General features: G+C 49.4%; 18 protein-coding genes and 1 pseudogene. 12 read left to right on the top strand and 7 right to left on the bottom strand.

Going from position 1 to position 22,047, the window contains the following annotated elements; all coding sequences use genetic code 11:
- The first annotated feature begins 64 nt into the window (after positions 1-64).
- A complete protein-coding gene (locus MON40_RS12480; protein WP_242925929.1) occupies positions 65-829 on the top strand; it encodes a hypothetical protein in 765 nt (254 codons plus the stop codon).
- A 152-nt stretch (positions 830-981) separates the two neighbouring features.
- Here the strand turns inward: MON40_RS12480 and MON40_RS12485 are convergent, their stop codons facing one another.
- From MON40_RS12485 to MON40_RS12510, 6 genes are all read right to left on the bottom strand, one after another.
- The gene (locus MON40_RS12485; protein ID WP_003775994.1) at positions 982-1,986 is read right to left on the bottom strand and encodes a quinone-dependent dihydroorotate dehydrogenase; all 1,005 of its coding nucleotides are present in this window, start codon (positions 1,984-1,986) and stop codon (positions 982-984) included.
- Between the two features lie 131 nt (positions 1,987-2,117).
- Complete coding sequence (locus tag MON40_RS12490; protein ID WP_003775992.1) at positions 2,118-2,648, bottom strand: alpha/beta hydrolase; 531 nt, start codon at positions 2,646-2,648, stop codon at positions 2,118-2,120.
- Between the two features lie 10 nt (positions 2,649-2,658).
- Positions 2,659-3,003 carry a hypothetical protein gene (locus tag MON40_RS12495; protein ID WP_003768688.1) on the bottom strand — a complete coding sequence of 115 codons (345 nt, stop codon included), beginning with the start codon at positions 3,001-3,003 and terminating at the stop codon, positions 2,659-2,661.
- The gene (locus tag MON40_RS12500; RefSeq protein WP_003758273.1) at positions 2,990-3,769 is read right to left on the bottom strand and encodes an exodeoxyribonuclease III; all 780 of its coding nucleotides are present in this window, start codon (positions 3,767-3,769) and stop codon (positions 2,990-2,992) included. The genes MON40_RS12495 and MON40_RS12500 overlap by 14 nt, the downstream gene beginning before the upstream one ends.
- Positions 3,770-4,151: 382 nt before the next feature.
- Positions 4,152-4,925: a transferrin-binding protein-like solute binding protein gene (locus MON40_RS12505; RefSeq protein ID WP_242925930.1), complete on the bottom strand. Its 774-nt coding sequence runs from the start codon at positions 4,923-4,925 to the stop codon at positions 4,152-4,154.
- 179 nt (positions 4,926-5,104) lie between these two features.
- Positions 5,105-5,743: a DUF2961 domain-containing protein gene (locus MON40_RS12510; protein ID WP_003775986.1), complete on the bottom strand. Its 639-nt coding sequence runs from the start codon at positions 5,741-5,743 to the stop codon at positions 5,105-5,107.
- 128 nt (positions 5,744-5,871) lie between these two features.
- Between MON40_RS12510 and hrpA the strand changes: the two genes are divergently transcribed.
- The 9 genes and pseudogenes from hrpA (at position 5,872) to prfB (ending at position 20,170) form a co-directional block, all read left to right on the top strand.
- Positions 5,872-7,266, top strand: coding sequence for an ATP-dependent RNA helicase HrpA (gene hrpA / locus MON40_RS12515; RefSeq protein WP_003775984.1), 1,395 nt, complete (start codon positions 5,872-5,874; stop codon positions 7,264-7,266).
- Positions 7,267-7,366: 100 nt separating this feature from the next.
- The gene (locus tag MON40_RS12520; RefSeq protein WP_003775982.1) at positions 7,367-8,494 is read left to right on the top strand and encodes a PIN domain-containing protein; all 1,128 of its coding nucleotides are present in this window, start codon (positions 7,367-7,369) and stop codon (positions 8,492-8,494) included.
- A 91-nt stretch (positions 8,495-8,585) separates the two neighbouring features.
- Positions 8,586-8,858 (top strand): annotated as a pseudogene (locus tag MON40_RS12525) (phosphoethanolamine transferase); the annotation flags it as partial.
- A 69-nt stretch (positions 8,859-8,927) separates the two neighbouring features.
- The gene (locus MON40_RS12530) at positions 8,928-13,106 is read left to right on the top strand and encodes a GNAT family N-acetyltransferase (RefSeq protein ID WP_242925931.1); all 4,179 of its coding nucleotides are present in this window, start codon (positions 8,928-8,930) and stop codon (positions 13,104-13,106) included.
- Positions 13,107-13,369: 263 nt separating this feature from the next.
- A complete protein-coding gene (locus MON40_RS12535; protein ID WP_242925932.1) occupies positions 13,370-15,112 on the top strand; it encodes an AAA family ATPase in 1,743 nt (580 codons plus the stop codon).
- 55 nt (positions 15,113-15,167) lie between these two features.
- A complete protein-coding gene (locus tag MON40_RS12540; protein ID WP_003767418.1) occupies positions 15,168-16,019 on the top strand; it encodes a DNA adenine methylase in 852 nt (283 codons plus the stop codon).
- Between the two features lie 209 nt (positions 16,020-16,228).
- Positions 16,229-17,734, top strand: a complete 1,506-nt coding sequence (locus MON40_RS12545) for an SWIM zinc finger family protein (protein WP_003775967.1) — start codon at positions 16,229-16,231, stop codon at positions 17,732-17,734.
- A 499-nt stretch (positions 17,735-18,233) separates the two neighbouring features.
- On the top strand, positions 18,234-18,902 hold the full coding sequence (locus MON40_RS12550; RefSeq protein ID WP_003775964.1) for an XAC2610-related protein: 669 nt from the start codon (positions 18,234-18,236) through the stop codon (positions 18,900-18,902).
- Positions 18,903-19,066: 164 nt separating this feature from the next.
- A complete protein-coding gene (gene prfB, locus MON40_RS12555) occupies positions 19,067-20,170 on the top strand; it encodes a peptide chain release factor 2 (RefSeq protein ID WP_003743167.1) in 1,104 nt (367 codons plus the stop codon).
- A gap of 88 nt (positions 20,171-20,258) precedes the next feature.
- Here the strand turns inward: prfB and MON40_RS12560 are convergent, their stop codons facing one another.
- Positions 20,259-20,741, bottom strand: a complete 483-nt coding sequence (locus MON40_RS12560; RefSeq protein WP_003775962.1) for a TlpA disulfide reductase family protein — start codon at positions 20,739-20,741, stop codon at positions 20,259-20,261.
- A 188-nt stretch (positions 20,742-20,929) separates the two neighbouring features.
- Between MON40_RS12560 and arsC the strand changes: the two genes are divergently transcribed.
- Both arsC and MON40_RS12570 read left to right on the top strand, forming a co-directional pair.
- A complete protein-coding gene (arsC, locus tag MON40_RS12565; RefSeq protein WP_003775959.1) occupies positions 20,930-21,289 on the top strand; it encodes an arsenate reductase (glutaredoxin) in 360 nt (119 codons plus the stop codon).
- 22 nt (positions 21,290-21,311) lie between these two features.
- Positions 21,312-21,983: a YdcF family protein gene (locus tag MON40_RS12570; RefSeq protein WP_003768329.1), complete on the top strand. Its 672-nt coding sequence runs from the start codon at positions 21,312-21,314 to the stop codon at positions 21,981-21,983.
- Positions 21,984-22,047 lie beyond the last annotated feature (64 nt).

Here is a 22,047-nt window from a genome sequence, read left to right on the forward strand (position 1 = left end):
GAGAAATCTTGTATGACTCAACCTCAGGTTATTTCAAGCAATTCTCCTTTGAAAAGGAAATATTATGTTTAAAAAATGCATAATATTCATACTTATTATCATATCTTTTTTATTAATCTTTTTATCCAATAATTATTGGACCGACCAAAAACCATATACTTACTGGTTGTACAATACAGTAACTCCGGAACAGTATGACTTGGCTAATAATGTAGGTTATGAATATACTAAACAAAACAATGAAACTGTAAAGCAATTTATATCTGAAAATATTAATTTATTAAGCAATTTAAAAAGATTAGAAGATTTTGAAGAGGACTCATTGTTTTATGTTCAACGGAATGTTCCTAAAGAAACTGACGTACCTGTAACCAGTGCAACGCTCCATTATACTTATGTAATCAAAAAGCCAAATAATGCTGAACGCGGCATATTTGCATACTATTACAGTTATCTATTTAGAAATGATGAGAAGTCATTATGGAATAAGGTATGGATTTATGTTGATATGGAAAATATTTTTTCTTTTACGCCTAAAGACTTTCAAGACGTAGGCTTAAATTTTAAAAGAAAATATTATTTGCAGGACTTACCTCGTGAAGAACAAATCAAATATGATCTTACGCTGACAGTATTTGATGATATGACTGATCAAAAAGTCTATGACCATATAGCACCTACTAATTATGCTTTCTATGAATTTGAGACAGTTAGAAATGGACATAAGCTGAAAGCAACATTTGTTGTCAGTATGAAAAAAGAGTTTGAGAATAAGGCATCAGGTTTACCATTGTCTTGGCATACGCTTTATATAACCCGTGAATCATAAATAGGTAAGTTTTAAAGACGATTAAACTACCTTAATAGTAAATTGTATTAATGGGTTATTGAGATCTGAATTTCCGTTAAAAAGGTCGTCTGAAAACCGTTTAAATCCAGCTAAACCGGTTTTCAGACGACCTCTTATGTTGGAAATCGTGTTTACTTCAACGCTGCCAGACAATCCTTCACTAATGCCGGGCCTTTATAAATCATGCCGCTGTACACTTGGACGGCGGTTGCGCCGAGGCGGATTTTTTCTGTGGCGTCCTTGCCGTTCATGATGCCGCCGACGCCAATAATCGGCAGCTTGCCGTCGATGTGTTCCGCCAATATTTTCAGCACTTGGTTGCTTTTTTCGCGCACGGGCAGACCGCTTAAACCGCCCTGCTCATTTGCGAGCGGATGGCTGCCGAGACTTGATTTGTCGATGGTGGTATTGGTGGCGATGATGCCGTCCATTTCGACGGATTGGACAACGTGGGCGATGTCTTCGATTTGTGCTTCATCTAAATCGGGAGCGATTTTGACGGCGAGTGGGACGTATTTTCCGTGCGCGGCGGCAAGCTGCGCCTGTTTATTTTTCAGGGCTTCGAGCAGCGCGCTCAGTTCGTCGCCGCCTTGCAGTGCGCGGAGGTTTTTGGTGTTGGGTGAGGAAATATTGACGGTAATGTAACTTGCGTGTGCGTAGGCTTTTTCGAGGCAGATTAAATAGTCGTCGGCGGCGTTTTCGATGGGGGTTACGGCGTTTTTGCCGATGTTGATGCCCAATACGCCTTGATAACGGCTTTTTTCGATGTTTTGAATCATGGCATCTATGCCGTGGTTGTTGAAGCCCATGCGGTTGATGATGCCTTGGTGTTCGGGAACGCGGAAGAGGCGCGGCTGCGGGTTACCGGACTGTGGTTTGGGCGTGACCGTGCCAATTTCGAGGAAGCCGAAGCCGAGTGCGCCCAATGCGTCTATGTATTCGCCGTTTTTGTCAAGTCCGGCAGCCAGTCCGACGGGATTGGGCAGGGTGATACCCATGAGTTTGACGGGCTTGGTGCGGTTGTCGAGAATCGGAAGCAAACCGAGTTTGTATACTTTGTTGAGCGCGTCGAGGGTGAAATGGTGGGCTTTTTCGGCATCGAGTTTGAACAGCAGGCTGCGGGCTAAGGAATACATGGGATTCTTTCGGATAATTGGCGAACCGCCGTATTTTACCCGAAACTGTTACTTGCCTGCGAAAAGGTCGTCTGAAACCTGATTTCCAGTTTCAGACGACCTTTTCTGTTTTATCCTTGCAAGTGTTTTGTTCAACTCAAGAGCATTTCCTGCATCAGCTTCATGCCCCATTGCCAGCCGCCGAGAGCGCCGTTGAGCGTGCCGGAGTGCGGCGACAGGAGGAGGCGGGCGTTCCACAGGTTTGCCCGTTCTTCCGCCCAGTTGCGCAGCGTGCCGTTTTGTTCGGCGATGACAAGCGCGGTGCGGCAGGGGCAACGGACGCGCTGGAAGGTGTGTATTTCATCGTCGGGGAAGGCTTCTGGACGCGGCGACACAAGGATGATGTTGACGATTTTTTTCTGTGTCAGGATGTCGGTTTGGTAGAGCCACGCCAGAAAAGCGGATACGCCTGCGCCGTGTGCGACGACGGCGATGTGTTCGCCGCTGATGCCTTCAAACGCCGACTGAAGGTTTGCCTGCCATTGGGTGACGCTTTGGCTGGCGGAAGCGGCAGCGGTTTGGACGACGGGATAGCTGACCGCCCAGCGGTCTATCCACATTTCTGCTTCGTCCGCGTCGCGTATCAAGAAAAGCGTCAGGTCTTCGAGTTCGAAAGTTCGCATTTCAGACGACCTATTTGAGCAAATCTTTGAGCGTAAAGGTAATCAAGAGCACGGCGGGGACACTTAAAACGGCGCAGGTGGCGAGGCAGATCAGGATGTTGGCAATCAACCGCCAGCCTTTCCAGCCGAAACACTTGGCGGCAATCATGAGGCAGGGCAGCGAAAACAGCAGCCACACCAACGCCCAAAGCGGATTGGCGCGGGTCATTTCAACCCAGCCGGACATCCGCGCCAGCATGAATATCGTCCACACCAGCATAGGCAATACAAACGCGGCGACCACCCATGCCGCGCCTATGCCGGTTTTACCGTTCACATTCCAATCGTATTTGCCGAAAACTTTATTGGGCAGCATAGTCGTACTCCACGACCAAAGGTGCATGGTCGGAAAATTTCTCGTCTTTATAAACATGCGCGGACACCGCTTTGGCGGCGAGTTCGGGTGTAACCATCTGATAGTCGATGCGCCACCCGACATCTTTCGCATACGCCTGTCCGCGGTTGCTCCACCAAGTATAGCCGGGATTGTCGGGATAGAGCGTGCGCCACATATCCGTCCAGCCAAGCGTATGGATGACTTTGCCTATCCATTCGCGCTCTTCAGGCAGGAAGCCTGAGTTTTTCTGATTGCCTTTCCAGTTTTTCAGGTCGATGTTTTGGTGGGCGATGTTCCAGTCGCCGCAGACGACAATGTCGCGCCCCTCCGCCTTCATGGCTTCAAGCATGGGATAGAACGCGTCTAAAAAGCGGTATTTCAATTCCTGCCGCTCCGGCGCGCTGGTGCCGCTGGGCAGGTAAAGCGAAATCACCGACAGCTTGCCGAAATCGCAGCGCACAAACCGCCCTTCCCTGTCGAATTCTTCAATGCCCATACCGATTTGCACATTGTCAGGCGCGCGTTTGCTGTACACCGCCACGCCGCTGTAACCGCGTTTTTCGGCGCAATGCCAATGGCCGTGCATCCCGTGCGGATTCTTCATTTCGTCGGACAAATCGGCTTCCTGCGCTTTGAGTTCCTGCACGCAGACGATGTCCGCGCCCGATGCGGCAATGTATTCGTAAAACCCTTTTTTGTAGGCGGAGCGGATGCCGTTGACGTTGGCAGAGATGATTTTCAGCATAATTTTGTGCTTTGGAATATTGGTTTAAGGAAAAAAACGGATTGTAACCGATATAGAGGAATCGCTACAAAACTGCTCTTTCTTTTCGCTGCAACTGTTTTTGTGAACACTTCAACATTGTCTTTGCGAGAGCCGACCATAAAAATAGGTCGTCTGAAAACGGATAACCAAACCGTTTTCAGACGACCTTTCCCCTTGGGGTGGTTCGACGATTCAAAATTTTGTGCTTTTTTCGTTTTTAAATACTTTCTGCTTGAGTAACAAGGCACGTAAGATGACCAACTTTACCGTGCCGTTGCTACACATTTGATATTTATGCCGAAAGTCGTGAAATTTTGAGTGTCTGCACCCCTTGTAAAAAAGTAAATGCAACTTTCACTTTTTATTGTTTTTGGCCGGCAAACGTCCCTACGATTTTACCGACCTGATAAACACCTGCTGTCTCTGCGGCTGCGGAACCGAAGAAACCGCCGTGTATTTCTGCCGTCGGGGTGACGGAAGAAAATCTGTTGCCGTTGATATCCGCATCAACGGTGAGCGTTTTGTTGAAATAGCCGAGGCTGCCACTGACTTTTTTGCTTTCGAAATCGGCAGTCAGACGGCCTGTACCGTATGCCTGCGCCAGAGTACCGCGCACGCTGACGGTCGATACGTCGTAAACCGCCTGTCCGATTTTCGGCATTTCTGCTTCACGGGTAAAATTACCGTTGAAGAAAGCGTAATTGTTTTGCGATTCGGTCTTCACGATGCCGGCAACCGCATCGGGTGTGCTGTGGTGCAGGACGTAATTGCCACCAAAATTGGCAAGGCGTTTATTCTCCGAACCGCCGACACTGTCCCGCCAGCCGTTTTTAAAACTCTCACCTTGTACGGCTGCAAGATCGACCTCTACGCCTTCGACGGTAATCTTGTTCCAATCGGCATGATTGAATGCCACTGCGGAATCAGAAGAATTGGTTCCGCTGAAAAATTGTTTGCCGGACTCCGGTTTTTCCGACTTCGCAGCTACCGGCAATGCGGAAGCTGCGTCTGCCGAGGGCAGGGCTTGGGCAGATTTTGGAGCCTGTGTCGGCGTGGATTGCGTACTGGGGGAAGAGCTGCCGCCACCGCAGGCAGATAGGGCTGCAACACACATCAAAGCAAGATATTTTTTCATAATTTTGTTCTTAAAATTGTTATCTGACGAAGACAGGAACGCATTCTAAGCACAAACAATATGACTTTGTAATAAATATGCCAAACGAGCATTTTTTGCGACCAACGGCAATAATAAAGGTCGTCATAAAGTACACATTTACTTTTCAGACGACCTTCTAGCAACCTTTTTATCAGTGTTCAGCTACATTGTTGGCGCAAAGCTTTGTCACGCTCCATCTGCACATTAATCTTATTCACCAAGTCCTTATCCAACAATTGGCTCTCATAATGATCCTGCACCGCATCCAAAGTTTGGATACAGGCGGCTTTGTTGTTTGCCTGACGGTAAGCATCGGCGGCATCGTTGGCGGCAGTCACTGTTTCAATCGGATTGAGGAAGTCGCCGCACTGTTTCAGATAATTTTGTTTGATGTCCGCAGCCTGTTCGAATTTTCCTGAACGTAAGGTCGTCTGAAAACGGTTTTCCATCTTTTTGACACTTTGTTGCGAACAAACCTGCGGCAACTTGTAATACTCCGACGGGAAAGATACACCCGCGCCGCAATAATTTTCGCAGCCCTCGGCATCCACTTTCACCTCATCCCCCTTGAATTGAAAAGATATTTGGCAGCCTTCCCCATCTTTCCAAACCTTATTCTTATCCATTTTCCCTTGCGCGCCACATATATGCCCGCGTTCGTTGGCAGATTCAATATTGAACTGATTGCCGTTGATTTTCAGCCAGTCGTGGGCAATGGGTTGTTTCGTTCTGTACTCCGCGGCAAATGCCACGCTGCCCATACTCATCGCCAAAACCAAACATAAAATCTTTTTCATAGATATTCCTTTTCATTAAACAATACAGCCTGCCTGCAAAAGGGGGCTAAATAGTACCCATACCGATTAGGCAAAGCCAGTTTGCTATAATACTACCATTTTTATTCTCACCGACATCCGCCCGTACCATGCCCCATCCCGATTTCTCCCAAACCCTCTCCAAAGACCGCCACTTCCTGCAATCCGCCTTCAAAAATCCCAACAAATACGGCGGCTTGTCCAAAGTCGAAGAAAAATACCGAAAATCGCACGAAATCTTTTTGAAACGTTTGGCCACATTGCCCAAACCCGAGTTCGACAACACCCTGCCCGTTCACGAAAAGCTCGAGGAAATCAAAAAAGCCATTGCCGAAAATCAGGTAACGATTATTTGCGGCGAAACCGGTTCGGGCAAAACCACGCAGTTGCCCAAGATTTGTTTGGAACTCGGGCGCGGGGCGGCAGGTTTGATTGGACATACCCAGCCGCGCCGTTTGGCCGCGCGCTCGGTGGCGGAGCGGATTGCCGAAGAGCTGAAATCGGAAATCGGCAACGCGGTCGGCTATAAAGTACGCTTTACCGACCACACCTCGCGGGATGCCTGCGTCAAGCTGATGACCGACGGCATTCTGCTGGCAGAAACCCAGACCGACCGTTATCTCGCCGCCTACGACACGATTATCATCGACGAAGCGCACGAACGCAGCCTGAACATCGACTTCCTCTTGGGCTACCTGAAACAGCTCCTGCCGCGCCGCCCCGATTTGAAAGTCATCATCACCTCGGCAACGATAGACGCAGAACGCTTCTCCCAACACTTCAACGGCGCGCCCGTGCTGGAAGTGAGCGGGCGCACCTATCCCGTCGAAATCCTATGCCGCCCGCTGACCAGCAAAGACGAAGACGACGCGGAAGTAGAGCTGACCGACGCGATTGTCGATGCGGCGGACGAATTAGCGCGATATGGTGAAGGCGATATTTTGGTGTTCCTGCCGGGCGAACGCGAAATCCGCGAAGCCGCCGAAGCCCTGCGCAAATCCACGCTGCGCCGCAACGACGAAATCCTGCCCCTGTTCGCACGCCTATCACACGCCGAACAGCACAAAATCTTCCACCCCACAGGCGCGAAACGCCGCATCGTACTGGCAACCAACGTCGCCGAAACCTCGCTCACCGTGCCGGGCATCAAATACGTCATCGACACCGGCCTCGCGCGCGTCAAACGCTATTCCGCACGGGCAAAAGTGGAGCAGCTTCATGTCGAAAAAATCTCCCAAGCCGCCGCCCGCCAACGCTCCGGCCGCTGCGGACGCGTCTCCGCAGGCGTGTGTATCCGACTGTTTTCAGAAGAAGATTTCAACAGCCGCCCCGAATTCACCGATCCCGAAATCGTCCGCAGCAACCTAGCCGCCGTCATCCTGCGCATGGCGGCATTGAAACTCGGCGATGTAGCGGCATTCCCGTTTTTAGAAATGCCCGATTCGCGGTATATCAATGATGGGTTTCAGGTGTTGCTAGAATTGGGGGCTGTGGAGGTCGTCTGAAAACAAGTAGGATATACACTTCTACCTGACAAAAACCAACAAACAATAAAACTACCGCGCATCTAGATGCCCGACCTACAACATTGCATACGGTAAAAACATGAAACACTTACTCATAGATTTTGAAAACGTCCAGCCACAAAACTTAGACAAATTACCAACTGAAAATACCCATATTTGGCTATTTATAGGTGTATTACACAAAATGTTGCCTATTAGTCTGGTGAAATCCCTGTTGCGTTTCGGCGAACGCGCCCATCTTGTCCAATTGCAAAAAACGGGTAAAAACGCATTGGATTTTTACCTGTCCTATTATCTCGGACAAATTACCGCCACCGACCCCGAAGCCCAAATCGGCATACTTTCGCGCGACGGCGGATATGATGTCCTGGTCGAACATATTTTGGAAACCCAACAAGCCCAAGGGATTGTGCGCCTGGCCAATATAGACGAAGTGCAACATCAGAAAATCACGGCCGCACCGCCGCCGGCATTGTTGGAAAACAGTCTGCAGCCTGAAACCGAGCCCAAACCGCAACAATCGTTGGCACCTTATTTCCAGGCCGCCCTAGTCGCGCTGCGCCGCCCCAACGCTTTCCGTCCCTGCCGCCTGCATAATTTGCAAAAATACCTGAATAAATATGTTTTATGTGATTTGTTTGTCGATAAAACCGAAGAAGAATGCGATATAACGACTATCAAGGTTATCAACAAACTGAAAACACAAGGTTTTATCAACCTTGATGAACAAGAAACCGTGTCCTACCACATCAGCGACAGCGATTTGCTGCAAAAAATCCAACGCTATATTTTGACTCTGCGCCCCAAAACCTATGCCGATTTTCAGGCCGCCGTGCAAAGCCGCGCGGATGCGCTCTGCCTGACGGTCAGCCCCAATGATATTCAGGCCTTCGCTCGGCATTTGCGCGAACAAAACCTGATCCGCCAAGAAAACGGGAAAATCGAATACGCGCCGTTTGCCGAACCTAAACCGCAGCCCGCGCCCAAGCAGCCTAAAAAAATCGTGTGGGAACCTGATGAAACTATTTGGAAAAAAGTAATTGCCGCGTTATCGTTAAAGAACCGTCCCAACAAAACCAAAACTTTACGCAATACAATCCATGCACTCACAAAATCCAATGCACAAGAAACCGACAAACTGCTACAACATTTACAAGACACCCAAATCCTACGTATTGACGGTACTAAAATTGTGTATATCAAGTAGGATGGGAATTTATGTCTGCCCCCTAATCAACCACACAAACCATTTTCAGACGACCTCGTTTGAGAAAAACAATCTGTAACAGATAAACACCTTCAACCAAGATACGGTACATCCCAACAGCTACATCATACCGCTGGTGCTATACAGCCCTGATGCCGCCGTGCAGCAATCCGCCAACCAAGCCTTCGCACCTTGCGAAATTGCCTTCCACCAGCAGCTTTCAACTTTCCTGATTCACACGCTGGGCTACGATATGAAGGTTTCAGGCTGCACCGAAGGCTCGGTAACGGGCAACCTGATTACAGGCGATGCAGGCAGCCTGAAAATCAAAAACGGCAAAGCGGAATATGTTTATCCGCAATAAGGCTGTGCAAAACCTATAAACGATATAAATTGAGACCATGTCGGACACGAACGCCCGACCTACAAGACTATGCAAAACACTAAAAATCAAGCACGCGGCTCAGGCATTCATGCCCGACACAATCCGACAAACGACAAAACCGTTTCAGACGACCGTCAAAACGCTTCAGGCAATATCGTCGCCCCTCCCCGATACCGCCTGACCAAACTCGGCGAACAAATGGCACGTCTGCCCATCGATCCGAAAATCGCGCGCATTTTGTTAGCGGCGAAGAAACACGACTGCATGGCGGAAATATTGGTGATTGCGTCCGCGCTGTCGATTCAAGACCCGCGCGAGCGGCCGCTGGAAGCGCGCGATGCCGCGGCCAAGGCGCATGAGCGTTTTACCGACAAGCAGTCCGATTTTCTTGCCTATCTGAACATTTGGGACAGCTTCCAGCGCGAGCGCGACAAAGGCTTGTCCAACAAGCAGCTGGTGCAGTGGTGCCGCCAATATTTCCTGTCGCACCTGCGGATGCGCGAATGGCGCGAGCTGCACCACCAGCTTGCCCAAACCGCGATTGAAATGGGTTTGACCACCAAGGAAGCCGCTTTCAGACGGCCTCCCGAAGTCAGGCAGCTCACGTCGTCTGAAAATGCGGGCGACCAAGACCTATCCGCCAAACTCAAACAAAAACAACTGGATAAAAAGCAACACCGCGCCCAAATCCGCGCCGCCAAAGAAGCGGGCTACGAACAAATCCACCGCGCCCTGCTCACCGGCCTTATCGCCAACGTCGGCATGAAATCGCCCGACGGCAACGACTACACCGGCGCGCGCGGCAGCCGCTTCCACCTTTTCCCCGCCTCCGCCCTGTTCAAAGCCAAACCCAAATGGGTGATGGCGGCAGAACTCGTTGAAACGACAAAACTTTATGCGCGCGACGTAGCCGCCATCCAGCCCGAATGGATCGAGCAGGAAGCGCCGCACCTCGTCCGCTACCACTATTTCGAGCCGCACTGGGAACAAAAACGCGGCGAAGTCATCGCCAGCGAACGCGTTACGCTCTACGGCCTGACCGTCTTGCCGCGCCGCCCCGTGTCCTACGGCAGAATCGCCCCCGAAGAAGCGCGCGAAATCTTTATCCGCAGCGCGCTGGTGGCGCAGGAATGCGATTTGAAAGCGGACTTTTTTGTCCACAACAAAAAGCTGATTAAGGAAATTACCGAACTCGAACACAAATCGCGCAAGCAAGACGTGCTGGTCGATGACGAAGCCCTGTTTGCGTTTTATCACGAACGGCTGCCCGATTTTTATACGGCGGACGCGGTTTCAGACGGCCTGCATCCTACAAATCCGCAGCAAACCACCCCCTCCCCCGTGGGGGAGGGCTGGGGAGAGGGCAAAACAATTGCCGCACAAACCAACTTTTCCGCAACCTCAGCAAGCCCTCTCCCTAACCCTCTCCCGCAGGAGAGGGAACAGAGTGCCGCCGTTTCAACGGTTTCAGGCAGCCTGAAATCATCCGCAACAACATTCCGCATACGCCCCGCCACACATAATGATGCAGCCCAAATTGCCGAACTGTTCCGCCGCGCCGTCCTGCACATTGAAACAAGCCATTATAGCGACAGCGAAAAAGCCGCATGGATACAGGGCGCGGACAATGCCGCCTTTTGGCAAAAACGGATTGGACGCGGCTGTATCCGATTGGCAGCGCAAAATGACCGCATACTCGGCTTTATCGAATACCTGCCCGAGCAAAATCATTTGGACTGCCTATTTACCGACCCTGCCCACCAGCGGCAAGGCATCGCTTCCGCGCTGTTGTCTGCCGTTTTACCGCAGGCGGATGCAGATAAAACGGTAACGACAGATGTGTCCGCAGCCGCGTTGCCCTTTTTTAAGAAACAGGGATTTATACTGCAACACCAAAACCAAATTCAGCGAAACGGCTCGGTTTTAATCAATTACCGCATGATTTTGCAAACCGACAGCATTGATGCGGCCGCACAAACTACCCCCTCCCCCGTGGGGGAGGGCTGGGGAGAGGGCAAAACAGTTGCCGCACAAACCAACTTTTCCGCAACCGCAGCAACCCCTCTCCCTAACCCTCTCCCGCAGGAGAGGGAACAGGGTACCGCAGCTTCAACGGTTTCAGGCAGCCTGCATCCTACAAATCCGCAGCAACCCTCCCCCTCCCCCGTGGGGGAGGGCTGGGGAGAGGGCAAAACAGTTGCCGCCCAAACCAACTTTTCTGCAACCTCAGCAAACCCTCTCCCTAACCCTCTCCCACAGGAGAGGGGACAGAGTACCGCAATTTCAACGGTTTCAGACGACCCCAAAGCCCAAAGGCTACCTGAAAACTCCCTATGCTACGCCAACGGTCAACCGATACTGCTTGGTGACCGTGTAACGATCGACAGCAGACAATGGCACGGCAAAATCGTTGCCTTGATTGCCGAGCAGCAATGCGACCCGTCCATCGGTTCCGCCGAAAAATGGGCAACATTACAAAGTGGCGTAATGGCGCGATTTGACGAAGCCGGCTTGGTGCATTATCCCGATGCTGAGACTGCCGGCGAACTCATCTTATTGGCACGCGCGGATGCAGCAGATGTCCTAAAATCTCAAAAGCACAACGTAGAATGTGTGGCGCAAGCCACGCACGCGGATTCTAAAGATACGGACAACCGCGTGCGTGAACCGAGTTCACCCACCCTACAAAACTTTTCAGACGACCCCAAACCCAAAACCCCAAAAAATCGTCTGAAACCCCTCCCCCTCGCCGACATCCGCACCTTCCAAGCCTGGCTCAAAACCGCCGAGCGCGACAACCCGCGCCTGTTGTTCCTCAGCCGCGACGACCTCATGCAGCACGCCGCCGCGCACATTACCGAAGAACAATTCCCCAAACACTGGCAAACCGCAGACGGCAAATTCAAACTCAGCTACCGCTTCGAGCCGCACCACCCGCTCGACGGCGTTACCCTCACCCTGCCGCTCACCGTCCTCAACCGCATCAGCCCCGCTTCCCTCGAATGGCTCGTGCCCGGCATGATACGCGAAAAAATCCAGCTACAAATCAAAGCACTGCCCAAACAAATCCGCCGCATCTGCGTGCCCGTGCCCGAATTCATCACCCAATTTTTAAGCCAAAACCCCGACCGCAACGCCCCCATCCTGCCCCAACTCGCCCAAGCCATCGCCAAAACCGCAGGCGACATCCGCATACTGGAGCAAATCAACCAAGACGAATGGGCCGCGTTCAGGCTGCCCGAACACTGCTATTTCAACCTCCGCATCATCGACGACGGCGGACAAGAATTAGCCATGGGGCGTGATTTAATCCAAATCCAACAACAACTTGGCAAAGCCGCCGCCACCACCTTCCGCGACAACACCCAAGAATTCGAGCGCGACAACGTTACCGCATGGGACATCGGCACCCTGCCCGAATCCATCAAATTCGCCCGCGGCAAACAACAGCTCACCGGCTACCTCGGCCTGCAAAAAGAAAAAGACGGCCGCATCGCCCTGCGCCTGTTCGACACGTCCGACGCCGCCGAACAAGCCCACAGATTAGGCGTGATAGAACTCATGAAACTACAACTAAAAGAACAAGTTAAAGACCTGAACAAAGGCATCCAAGGCTTCACCCAAGCCGCCATGCTGCTCAAACACATCAACGCCGACACCCTGCGCGACGACCTTACCCAAGCCGTCTGCGACCGCGCCTTTATCGGCGAAGACGAACTGCCGCGCAACGAAAAAGCCTTCAAAGAACAAATCAAACGCGCCCGCAGCCGCCTGCCCGCCGTCAAAGAAACCCTCAGCCGCTACTTGCAGGAAACCGCCGCCGCCTACGCCGAACTCAACGGCAAACTTGGCAAACACCCGCTCACCCACCTCCTAAGACTACGCCTGCAAACCCTGCTCGCCGCCGGCTTCGCCTCCCGCACCCCGTGGGCGCAATGGCCACGCCTCCCCATCTACCTCAAAGCCATGACCCTGCGCCTCGAAAAATACAGCGGCAACCCCGCCCGCGACGCAGCCCGCGAAGCCGATATTCAAGAGCTGGAACAAATGTGGCAGGAAAAAACCGACGGCTTGGTGAAACAAGGACAACCCGTTTCAGACGATCTCGCCGCGTTTAGATGGATGATTGAAGAATTGAGAGTGTCGCTGTTCGCGCAGGAATTGAAGACGCCGTATCCGGTGTCGGTGAAGAGACTGTTGAAGGTGTGGGAAACGAAGGAGAAATGAATAAAAATGACCCACAAATTTTCGGGCTGCTTGCAAAATGAACAACCTTGCCAACCATCTTAATCAATTACAGAATAAATTTTTACTACCCTTATTCATTATTTAGTACATAATGGAATCAAAAAACAATTTTCTGATACACTTAGGAATAGATAATGCATAAATAAGCATTATTTACCGTAATTTTCACATCAATATAAAACTACAATTACTCTTGTTGTTTTATTAAAAATAGTCTTTGTATCTAAAAAGGCAGCCTAAATATGATTAAACGTATTACCTTTACACAATATCGACGCTTAAAAGCCCCCTTAGAATTAGAATTTTGCAATCATATCAATATTATTTCAGGATTAAACGGGACGTGTAAATCATCTATCCTATATCTCATCAGCAATGCATTCCAAGCAGAAAAATCCACTAATACTCAATTAGTACCCGCAAGTGAATTGAAAGTGATTAACAATATTTCTGCTCAAGTCAATGCAAAAATCGAATTGTTGACAAAAGGTGATAAGGAATACAACGACCCTGCCCCTGGACAGCGTGGTGAATTATTTAAAGTATATTATAGCGATGGGCAGTCTATTGAATTTAGAAGGCACAATAATGCGGACAATGCCCACTCACGCTTTCGGCTCATTCCTCAATATTCATCTTCCCAAAACCAAAGCTTGCCAACCTTACGTACAGTTTATTTAAGTTTAGCTAGATTGCTACCTTTCGGGGAAATGAAGAACGATACTCCTGTCAAAGGGGTAAGAAAAGAGTTGCCTGAAGAATATAATGTAATTTTCTATCAGTTAGTCCAGCATATAACTGGCATCAAAATAATTGAATCAACCCCTCAGATTATCGCAAATATTAAAACTCGAACTGAATATTTGACCGATACTGAAGGCATCGACTCCAATACAGCATCAGTTGGTGAAGATAATGCGATTATTATCTTAAAAAATTTGGTACTGCTTCGCTATTACTACGAAAATGCTCCAAGTCTGCATAATATCGACCAACCTGCGTCCATTTTGTTAATTGACGAAATGGACGCAACGCTTCACCCTGCTATGCAATTGCGTCTGCTTCATACCTTAATTGAATATTCTGAAAGATATAAGATTCAGATTTTCTTTACTACGCATAGCTTATACTTGCTAGAGAAAGCATTAACCCCTACTTATCGCAACCATATCAAATTAAATTATCTTACTCACCAAGGTGATCATGTAACCTTATTACCTGACCCATCTATTCATAAAATTGAGCGTCACTTACAGGAAATTCAAACTGTAAGTTATAGCGCGTCACCTAAAATCCCTATATTTACCGAAGATAATGAAGCGCGTGTCATTTTAAATGCGATTTTTGGCTACTTTGACAGCAGATGCAGATATTTTAGAGATTTAAGAGACAAGTTTCACTTTGTTAATGCCAGTATCGGTTGCGAAATATTGAAAGAAATTTTCAAAGACCAGTATTTAAATCAAAACACCATGAATGCCATTTGTATATTAGATGGTGACAATAACGGTCAGAAAGCAATGAAACATAATATTATTGTATTGCCTGGCAACAAAAATCCCGAACAATTGATTTTTGATTACTACGACGAATTAGCTAACGAACAAAATTTCGAAATGTATCAGACTCAGATTTTTTGGAATACTGATACAGCCTTAAGCAACGGTTTGACCAAGCACCGGTATATTAACTCAATTAAACCGCAAATATCAGCGATTGAAGAAAGAATTAATCAATTGAGACAAGATGGTAAATCTGCATCAGGTGTAAGAAGAGAAAGCAATAAAACTGTTTTTAATGACAATCTCGAAGAATTTAAAATAGTTTTCGATTTTTGGTTGGATAACCATTACACAGAAATAGAACAATTCTACCGGGACTTGCGCCATTGTTTCCGCCAAGTAGCATTGTTGCACAAATTAGACCCAGAACTTTGGCCGAAAAGTGCTCGTTTAAGTGAAAATAGAATACCAGACAATTCTTAATGATGCTGACTTTTTTAGTTTATTATTAAGAATAAAAAATTATTGAGTAAAAAATATGGCAGGCAACCCCAAACCCCTAACACCTTTACGCTATCCTGGCGGTAAAGGGGCTTTTGCTCCTTTTGTAAAATCAGTCATTGAAACAAATCATCTCAAAGGCGGTCATTATATGGAACCGTTTGCAGGTGGAGCAGGAGTAGCATTGGATTTACTCTTTAACGGCTATGTTTCCGATATCCATATTAATGATGCAGATTTGGCCATCTATCACTTTTGGCATGCTATCGTTACTAATACAGATGATTTTCTAGCACTACTACAACAAGCTCCCTTAACTATTGAAGAATGGGAGAAGCAAAAGCTGATTTTAAAACATCCTGAAAACCATTCTGATTTAGAGCATGGTTTTGCAACTTTTTATTTAAATCGCACCAATCACTCTGGTATTTTAAAAGCGGGCGTAATTGGTGGCAAAGCCCAAAATGGTACATACAAATTGGATGCTCGGTTTAATAAAGTCCGTTTATCTAGCCTAATTAAACGTATTGCTAATTATGCCAATAATATTCATGTGTATAACCTTGATGCGCTTGAACTATTAGGTAAAGCAGACAAAATATTACCTTCCCCTGCTTTAATCTATCTTGACCCACCTTACTATATTAAAGGTCATCGTTTGTACCGTAATTTCTATAATCACGATGACCACGTTCAGATTTGTGATGCTTTAGGTACAATTAAAACACCTTGGATTGTTTCATATGATAATTGTAATGAGATTAAGTCTATTTATAAAAATTATTATCAAGAAGAATACATCTTATCCTACTGCGCATATAAAAGAATTAAGGGTTCCGAAGTCATGATTTATGGGAAAAATGTATTGAGACCTAACAGCAAGTTGTAGTCTACACATGATTATGTGTGCGCTTTAGGTACATATTCCATCGGTCTTCCAAACTACTCCCCCTTTCCACTCAAACCAAAGGTCGTCTGAAACCCATTTTCAGACGACCTTTTGCCACTTTGCAAAGCAAAGATTCCGACTACCCTCTCCCCAAACGCCGCCCGAACCAGTAAACTCCCCATATTTCAACAACTTCTTGGAAACCAACCATGCCCCGTATCCACCCGCTCCACCTGTTCCCGCCCCACATCGCCGAACGCGGCCTGCTGTATTTTCAGCAGGGCAAAGTTGGTGCTGTCCAAAAAACTTCTGCAGGGCGTTATCGGGCGGAGGTGTGCGGTTCGGAAAACTATTCGGTATGGCTGAAGCTGGATAGTGATTTGTACATTAAGGACGGGGGCTGCGATTGCCCTTATGGCGGGGCGTGCAAGCATATGGCGGCGTTGTGGTATGCGGTGCGCTCCCAAACGCCGGACGGGCAGCCGGACGAAACCGACGCGCAGCAGCCTAAACAGGGCGGCAATCTGTATCGCCAGCAGCTCTCCCGAATCTTTTCCCGAACCCGATATTATGATTACCACGAAGCCGCCGATTTGGGTATCAGGCTGCAAGACTGGTTGGAAGATGTGGCGCAAGAGGGGACGGCGGCGTTGGCGCAGGCTTTGCCTCTGTTGATACCGCGTTTGCAGGATGCTTTTGAAAAGGCGGACGATTCGGACGGTATGTTGGGCGATGCCATGTATATGGCAATCGACCTGCTGGAAGAGGCGGTCATGGAAAATGTCCCAAAGCGTTTGATCAATTTTTTGGACAAATGTTTGGACGACAGCCGCTATTTTGATTTCTCGGAGGCAGGCAATAAAATCTACCAAATCCGCGCCCGAATCTGGCGGCTGCGCGGCGAATGGCAGGCGTGGCAAGATTATGTGGCTAAACGTTTGGCTGTTACCAAGTCGGGTTGGGAACATGAATTTTGGGCAATCGAGGGCTGGCAGGTTTTGCAGGCGAAAGGCGATACTGCTGCCGCGCAGGATTATTTCAGACGACATCTGCGCCTGCCGAAATTCAGACAAATTGCGGTAGAACAAGCAGTCGGGCAGCAAGATTGGACGGAAGCGGAACGCCTCTTGCGCGAAGGCATCAGCATTGCCGAAGATGAAGGAACACTCGGCACAGCGCACAAATGGAAGCTGCAACTTTTCGATGTATTGAAGGAAACCGGTAAAAATGTACGCGAAATCGCAGCGGATTTGGCGTTTTCCACCAGCCTTTCGTTGCCGCATTACGAAGCGTGGAAAGCCACGTTTTCCGCCGCCGAATGGCCGCATGAATTCAACCGCCTGCTTGCGCGCTTATCGGGTCAATATTCGCTGCGGGCTGAAATATTGGAGCATGAACAGGAATTCGACCGGCTGCTCGCCCTATTGCAGCAACACCTTTCGTTGTACATGATGGAACGTTTTGCCCCGTCTTTCCCCGAGCCGTATCACGACCAAATCGTAGCTTGCTACCTGAAAATCTTTGCGGCTGAAATCAATAAGGCAAGCAACCGTAAGCAATACCGTCAGCTCTTTAACCAATTAAAGATTCTCCGCCGCCAATATTCCGCACAACGGCAGGCAATGGAAGACTTCGCCGACGAAATCAGGGAACGATATAGCGACAAACCGCGCCGGCCTGCGTTGCTGGAAGAATTAGATCGGGCGGGGTTTTAGGGTGCGGGCTGTCTAATTTGGCAGCGTCTCACATTCACACACCAGCACATCACACAAACCTGGAATCTGCGTGCAGCCTTTCTAAACTCCTCCTTCCCTACCAAACCAAAGGTCGTCTGAAATCCGTTTTCAGACGACCTTTACGTCCGTAGGCAATGCTTCCCCGTATGCCGCGCTCCAATCGGTTATAGTGGATTAACTTTAAACCGGTACGGCGTTGCCTCGCCTTGTCGTACTATCTGTACTGTCTGCGGCTTCGTCGCCTTGTCCTGATTTAAATTTAATCCACTATAAATTATGTACACAACGCTTTCCCGCCTATCTATAAACCTTTCCTGCTTTCAGACGACCTTTTGTCATTTTGTAAAGCAAGGATAAGAAAATTATGGAAGAATACCTGTTTGGCTTAATTGCCCTTGCTGCCTGACATGAAGAGGGTTACTCTTCTGCATAATTTTGATTTCATTACCCGGTCGGGGTTAAACGTAAAGGAACTTTGATGAAAAAATACCTCATGCTATTTGCTCTTTTCGCCGCTGCCGGCGCTCAGGCAAAAGAATTTTTCCGTGTGACCGATCTGCCCGACGGCTGGCAGGCGCATATTTCTGTCGAGGGCTGCAAAGACAATCATTGCGGCGGCAAAGGCGCGGTGTTTTTGTATCACCCTAAGAAGGAAACCACAAATGTTTTTAAGAGTGACGACCTGATATTTGAACGCGGCGAAGGCAGCAAAATCTCTGCGGCAAAAAGCCCTTTGATTATGAAAGACTTTACCTTTGACGGACTCAAAGATATTGCCGTTGCGACAGGCAATAAAGGCCCTAAAAACTCTCCTACATACGATATCTACGAGCAAGGCGAGTATGGTGATTTTAGCCAAAGTTATTCACTGACTGAATTGACCAAGAATTACATGGGGATGTTCCGCGTCGACAACAAACAAAAAGCCCTGATTGTGACGAATGAAGTCGACTGCTGCACCCGTATCGAAGAACGCTACCGTTACAACCACGATGAGTATAGTCTGGTGCCGTTCTACTCCCGTTCAGTCGATACCTCTGACGAGGACAAGGTCGTGGTAACTGAAACCCGAACCGACCGTCGTGGCAACGAGAAAACCACTACCCGAACCTACACCCCCGCACAATGGCAGCGTCTGAATAAATAATCCGGTCAGACCGGATATGAATCCGCCACATAGCTGGCGGATAATGCAAACGCAAAGGTCGTCTGAAAACTTGAGATTCAGGTTTTCAGACGACCTTTATCATAGAAAAAAGCCCGCAAATCCCTTACAATACGCCCCTAAAATTTTGAAAGAACACAAGAATCATGGAAGCCGAAGTAATCAACCAGCTCAACAACACCCTGAACGATTTGGAAAAGCGCAGCGAAGACATCCGCGTCTATATGGACTATCAGGGCAAGAAAGACCGATTGGAAGAAGTCATCGGCCTTTCCGAAGACCCTGAGCTGTGGAATGACCCCAAACGCGCCCAAGAAATCGGCAAAGAGCGCAAAATCCTCGAAGGCATCGTGTTGACGCTCGACAACATCGCGTCGGGCATCGAAGACAACCGAATGCTGATTGAAATGACCGTCGAAGAAAACGACGAAGAAGGTTTCGCCGCCGTGCAGGAAGACGTGGCGGGACTGGAAAAACAGATGGCGGATTTGGAGTTCAAACGGATGTTCAACCAGCCCGCCGACCCGAACAACTGCTTTATCGACATCACCGCAGGCGCGGGCGGTACGGAAGCGGAAGACTGGGCGGGCATGCTGTTCCGCATGTACAGCCGCTACGCCGAGCGCAAAGGCTTCAAAATCGAAATCCTCGAAGAAGACGACGGCGAAATCGCGGGCATCAACCGCGCCACCATCCGCGTGGAAGGCGAATACGCCTACGGTTTGCTGCGCACGGAAACCGGCGTTCACCGCCTGGTGCGCTACTCGCCGTTTGACTCGAACAACAAACGCCATACGTCGTTCTCATCCGTGTTCGTCTATCCCGAAATCGACGATTCCATCGAAATCGAAATCAACCCCGCCGATTTGCGTATCGACACTTATCGCGCATCGGGCGCGGGCGGTCAGCACATCAATAAAACCGATTCCGCCGTGCGCATTACCCACGAGCCGACGGGGATTGTGGTGCAGTGTCAAAACGACCGTTCGCAACACGCCAACAAAGCCGCTGCGATGGAAATGTTGAAATCCAAACTGTATGAATTGGAGATGCGCAAACGTAATGAAGAGAAACAAGCGTTGGAAGAAGGCAAGTCCGATGTGGGTTGGGGCAGCCAAATCCGCTCATACGTCTTGGACTCCTCGCGCATCAAAGACTTGCGCACGGGCTACGAAGTCGGCAACACCAAAGCCGTATTGGACGGCGATTTGGACGGCTTCATCGAAGCCAGCTTGAAACAGGGCGTATAAACCTCAAAAGATAAAAAGGTCGTCTGAAAACCAGAGATTTCGGTTTTCAGACGACCTTTTTGTTTTCTCAGTTCGCTTTCAGCCTGGCTTATTTACATTTCTCTTTAGCTGCATTGACGGCGGCGGTCAGGCTTTTTTCGTTGACTTCGCCGGTGATGGTTTGTTTGTAACCGCATTTCGGGGCTTCGACGACGGTGAACGGCAGGACGCCGACGTTGTTGCCGTAAGACTTCATGAAATTGCGGCTGTCCGCGCCGGTATAACGCCAAACATGATAGCTGACGGGGGTTTGTTTCAAGAATTTGCCGATGTTGTCGGAAGTATCCAACGCGATACCGACCATATCGACACTGCCTTTTTTCTGCGCTTTGTACCAAGCGGACATGGCGGGCATTTCCTTACGGCACGGACCGCACCAGGTCGCCCACAGGTTCACCACGCGCACAGGCGCTTTGAGCGATTGCAGGCTTTGCGGTTTGTTGTCGTTCCAGCCTGCCAGCGGGTCGGCGGCAAACGCAGGGGCAGACAGGGCGGCGGTCATCAAAACAGAGGCAAGCAATAATTTTTTCATAAGTTCCATCCTTTGCATCAATCAGATGAACGCATTGTAACCCCTTTCAGCGTGCTGTCTATGGAGAAAATGAAGATGTTGGATTTTAGCGGTAAAAAATGACGATTATTGGGTGATAAGTTGAGGAAATCGCCAAGGCAGCCGATAATAAAGCCCATCAGCAAAATCTAAAAACATTGGAGAACCCTATGTCGTCTGAATTCACGCTCTACCACAATCCCCGTTGCAGCAAATCGCGCGCCGCTTTCGACCTGCTCGAAGCGCGCGGCATCAAAGCCGAAGTCGTCAAATACCTCGACACCCCGCCCGACTTGGCGACACTGAAAGACATTTTCGCTAAGCTGGGCTTGGCGTCCGTACGCGGCATGATGCGCGTCAAAGACGACTTGTACAAAGAACTCGGTTTGGACAAGCCTGACCTCGACAACCAAGCCCTGCTCGAAGCCATCGCAGCCCACCCTGCCCTGCTCGAACGCCCCATCCTGACCACACAGGACAAAGCCGCCATCGGCAGACCGCTCGAAAACATCGAAGCCCTGTTGGACTGAAGCGCGGGAAGGCCGTCCCTACATGATTTCCCTGTTCCGCAGCCGCAACGGCTTGCGCTACTACCTCTTTCGCGGCATAGGCCTGAGTATCCTGTTGGTACTCGGCATATTCGGCGAGGGCGCATGGCAGGTGTACCACACCGGCTCGCAGCCCCTGCCCGGTCATATCCGCGCCGATGCCGCCCTCGTGCTCGGCGCCGCCGCGTGGGACAAACGGCCTTCGCCCATCTTCCGCGAACGCATCAACCACGCCATCACCCTCTACCAAAGCCACCGCGTCGAAAAAATCGTTTTCACCGGCGGAACACCCAAAAAAGGCTACATGACCGAAGCCGAAGTCGGTCGGCGCTACGCCCTCAAACAAGGCATACCTGCGCACAACATCCTCTTTGAAAACACCTCGCGCAACACCTACGAAAATATCCGCAACATCCGCCCGATATTGCGCGCCGAAGGCATCGGAAGCATCATCATCGTCAGCGACCCCTACCACCTCGCCCGCGCCCTCGAAATCGCCTCCGACCTCGACATCGAAGCCTACATCTCCGCCACGCCGACCACGCGGTTCGACCAAAGCAAGGAAAAAAACAAATTCCTGCTTCAAGAAAGCTACGCCCTCTTCCTCTACCGCATCGGCAAATGGAGCGAAAACTTTTGGGACTGGCTGACGATGAGTAAAACAGAAGACGAATAAAGGAAAAAAGGTCGTCTGAAAACCGAATTTTCAGGTTTCAGACGACCTTTCATTGTCCGATTCC

The organism is Neisseria macacae ATCC 33926, from assembly GCF_022749495.1.
Lineage (GTDB): Bacteria > Pseudomonadota > Gammaproteobacteria > Burkholderiales > Neisseriaceae > Neisseria > Neisseria macacae.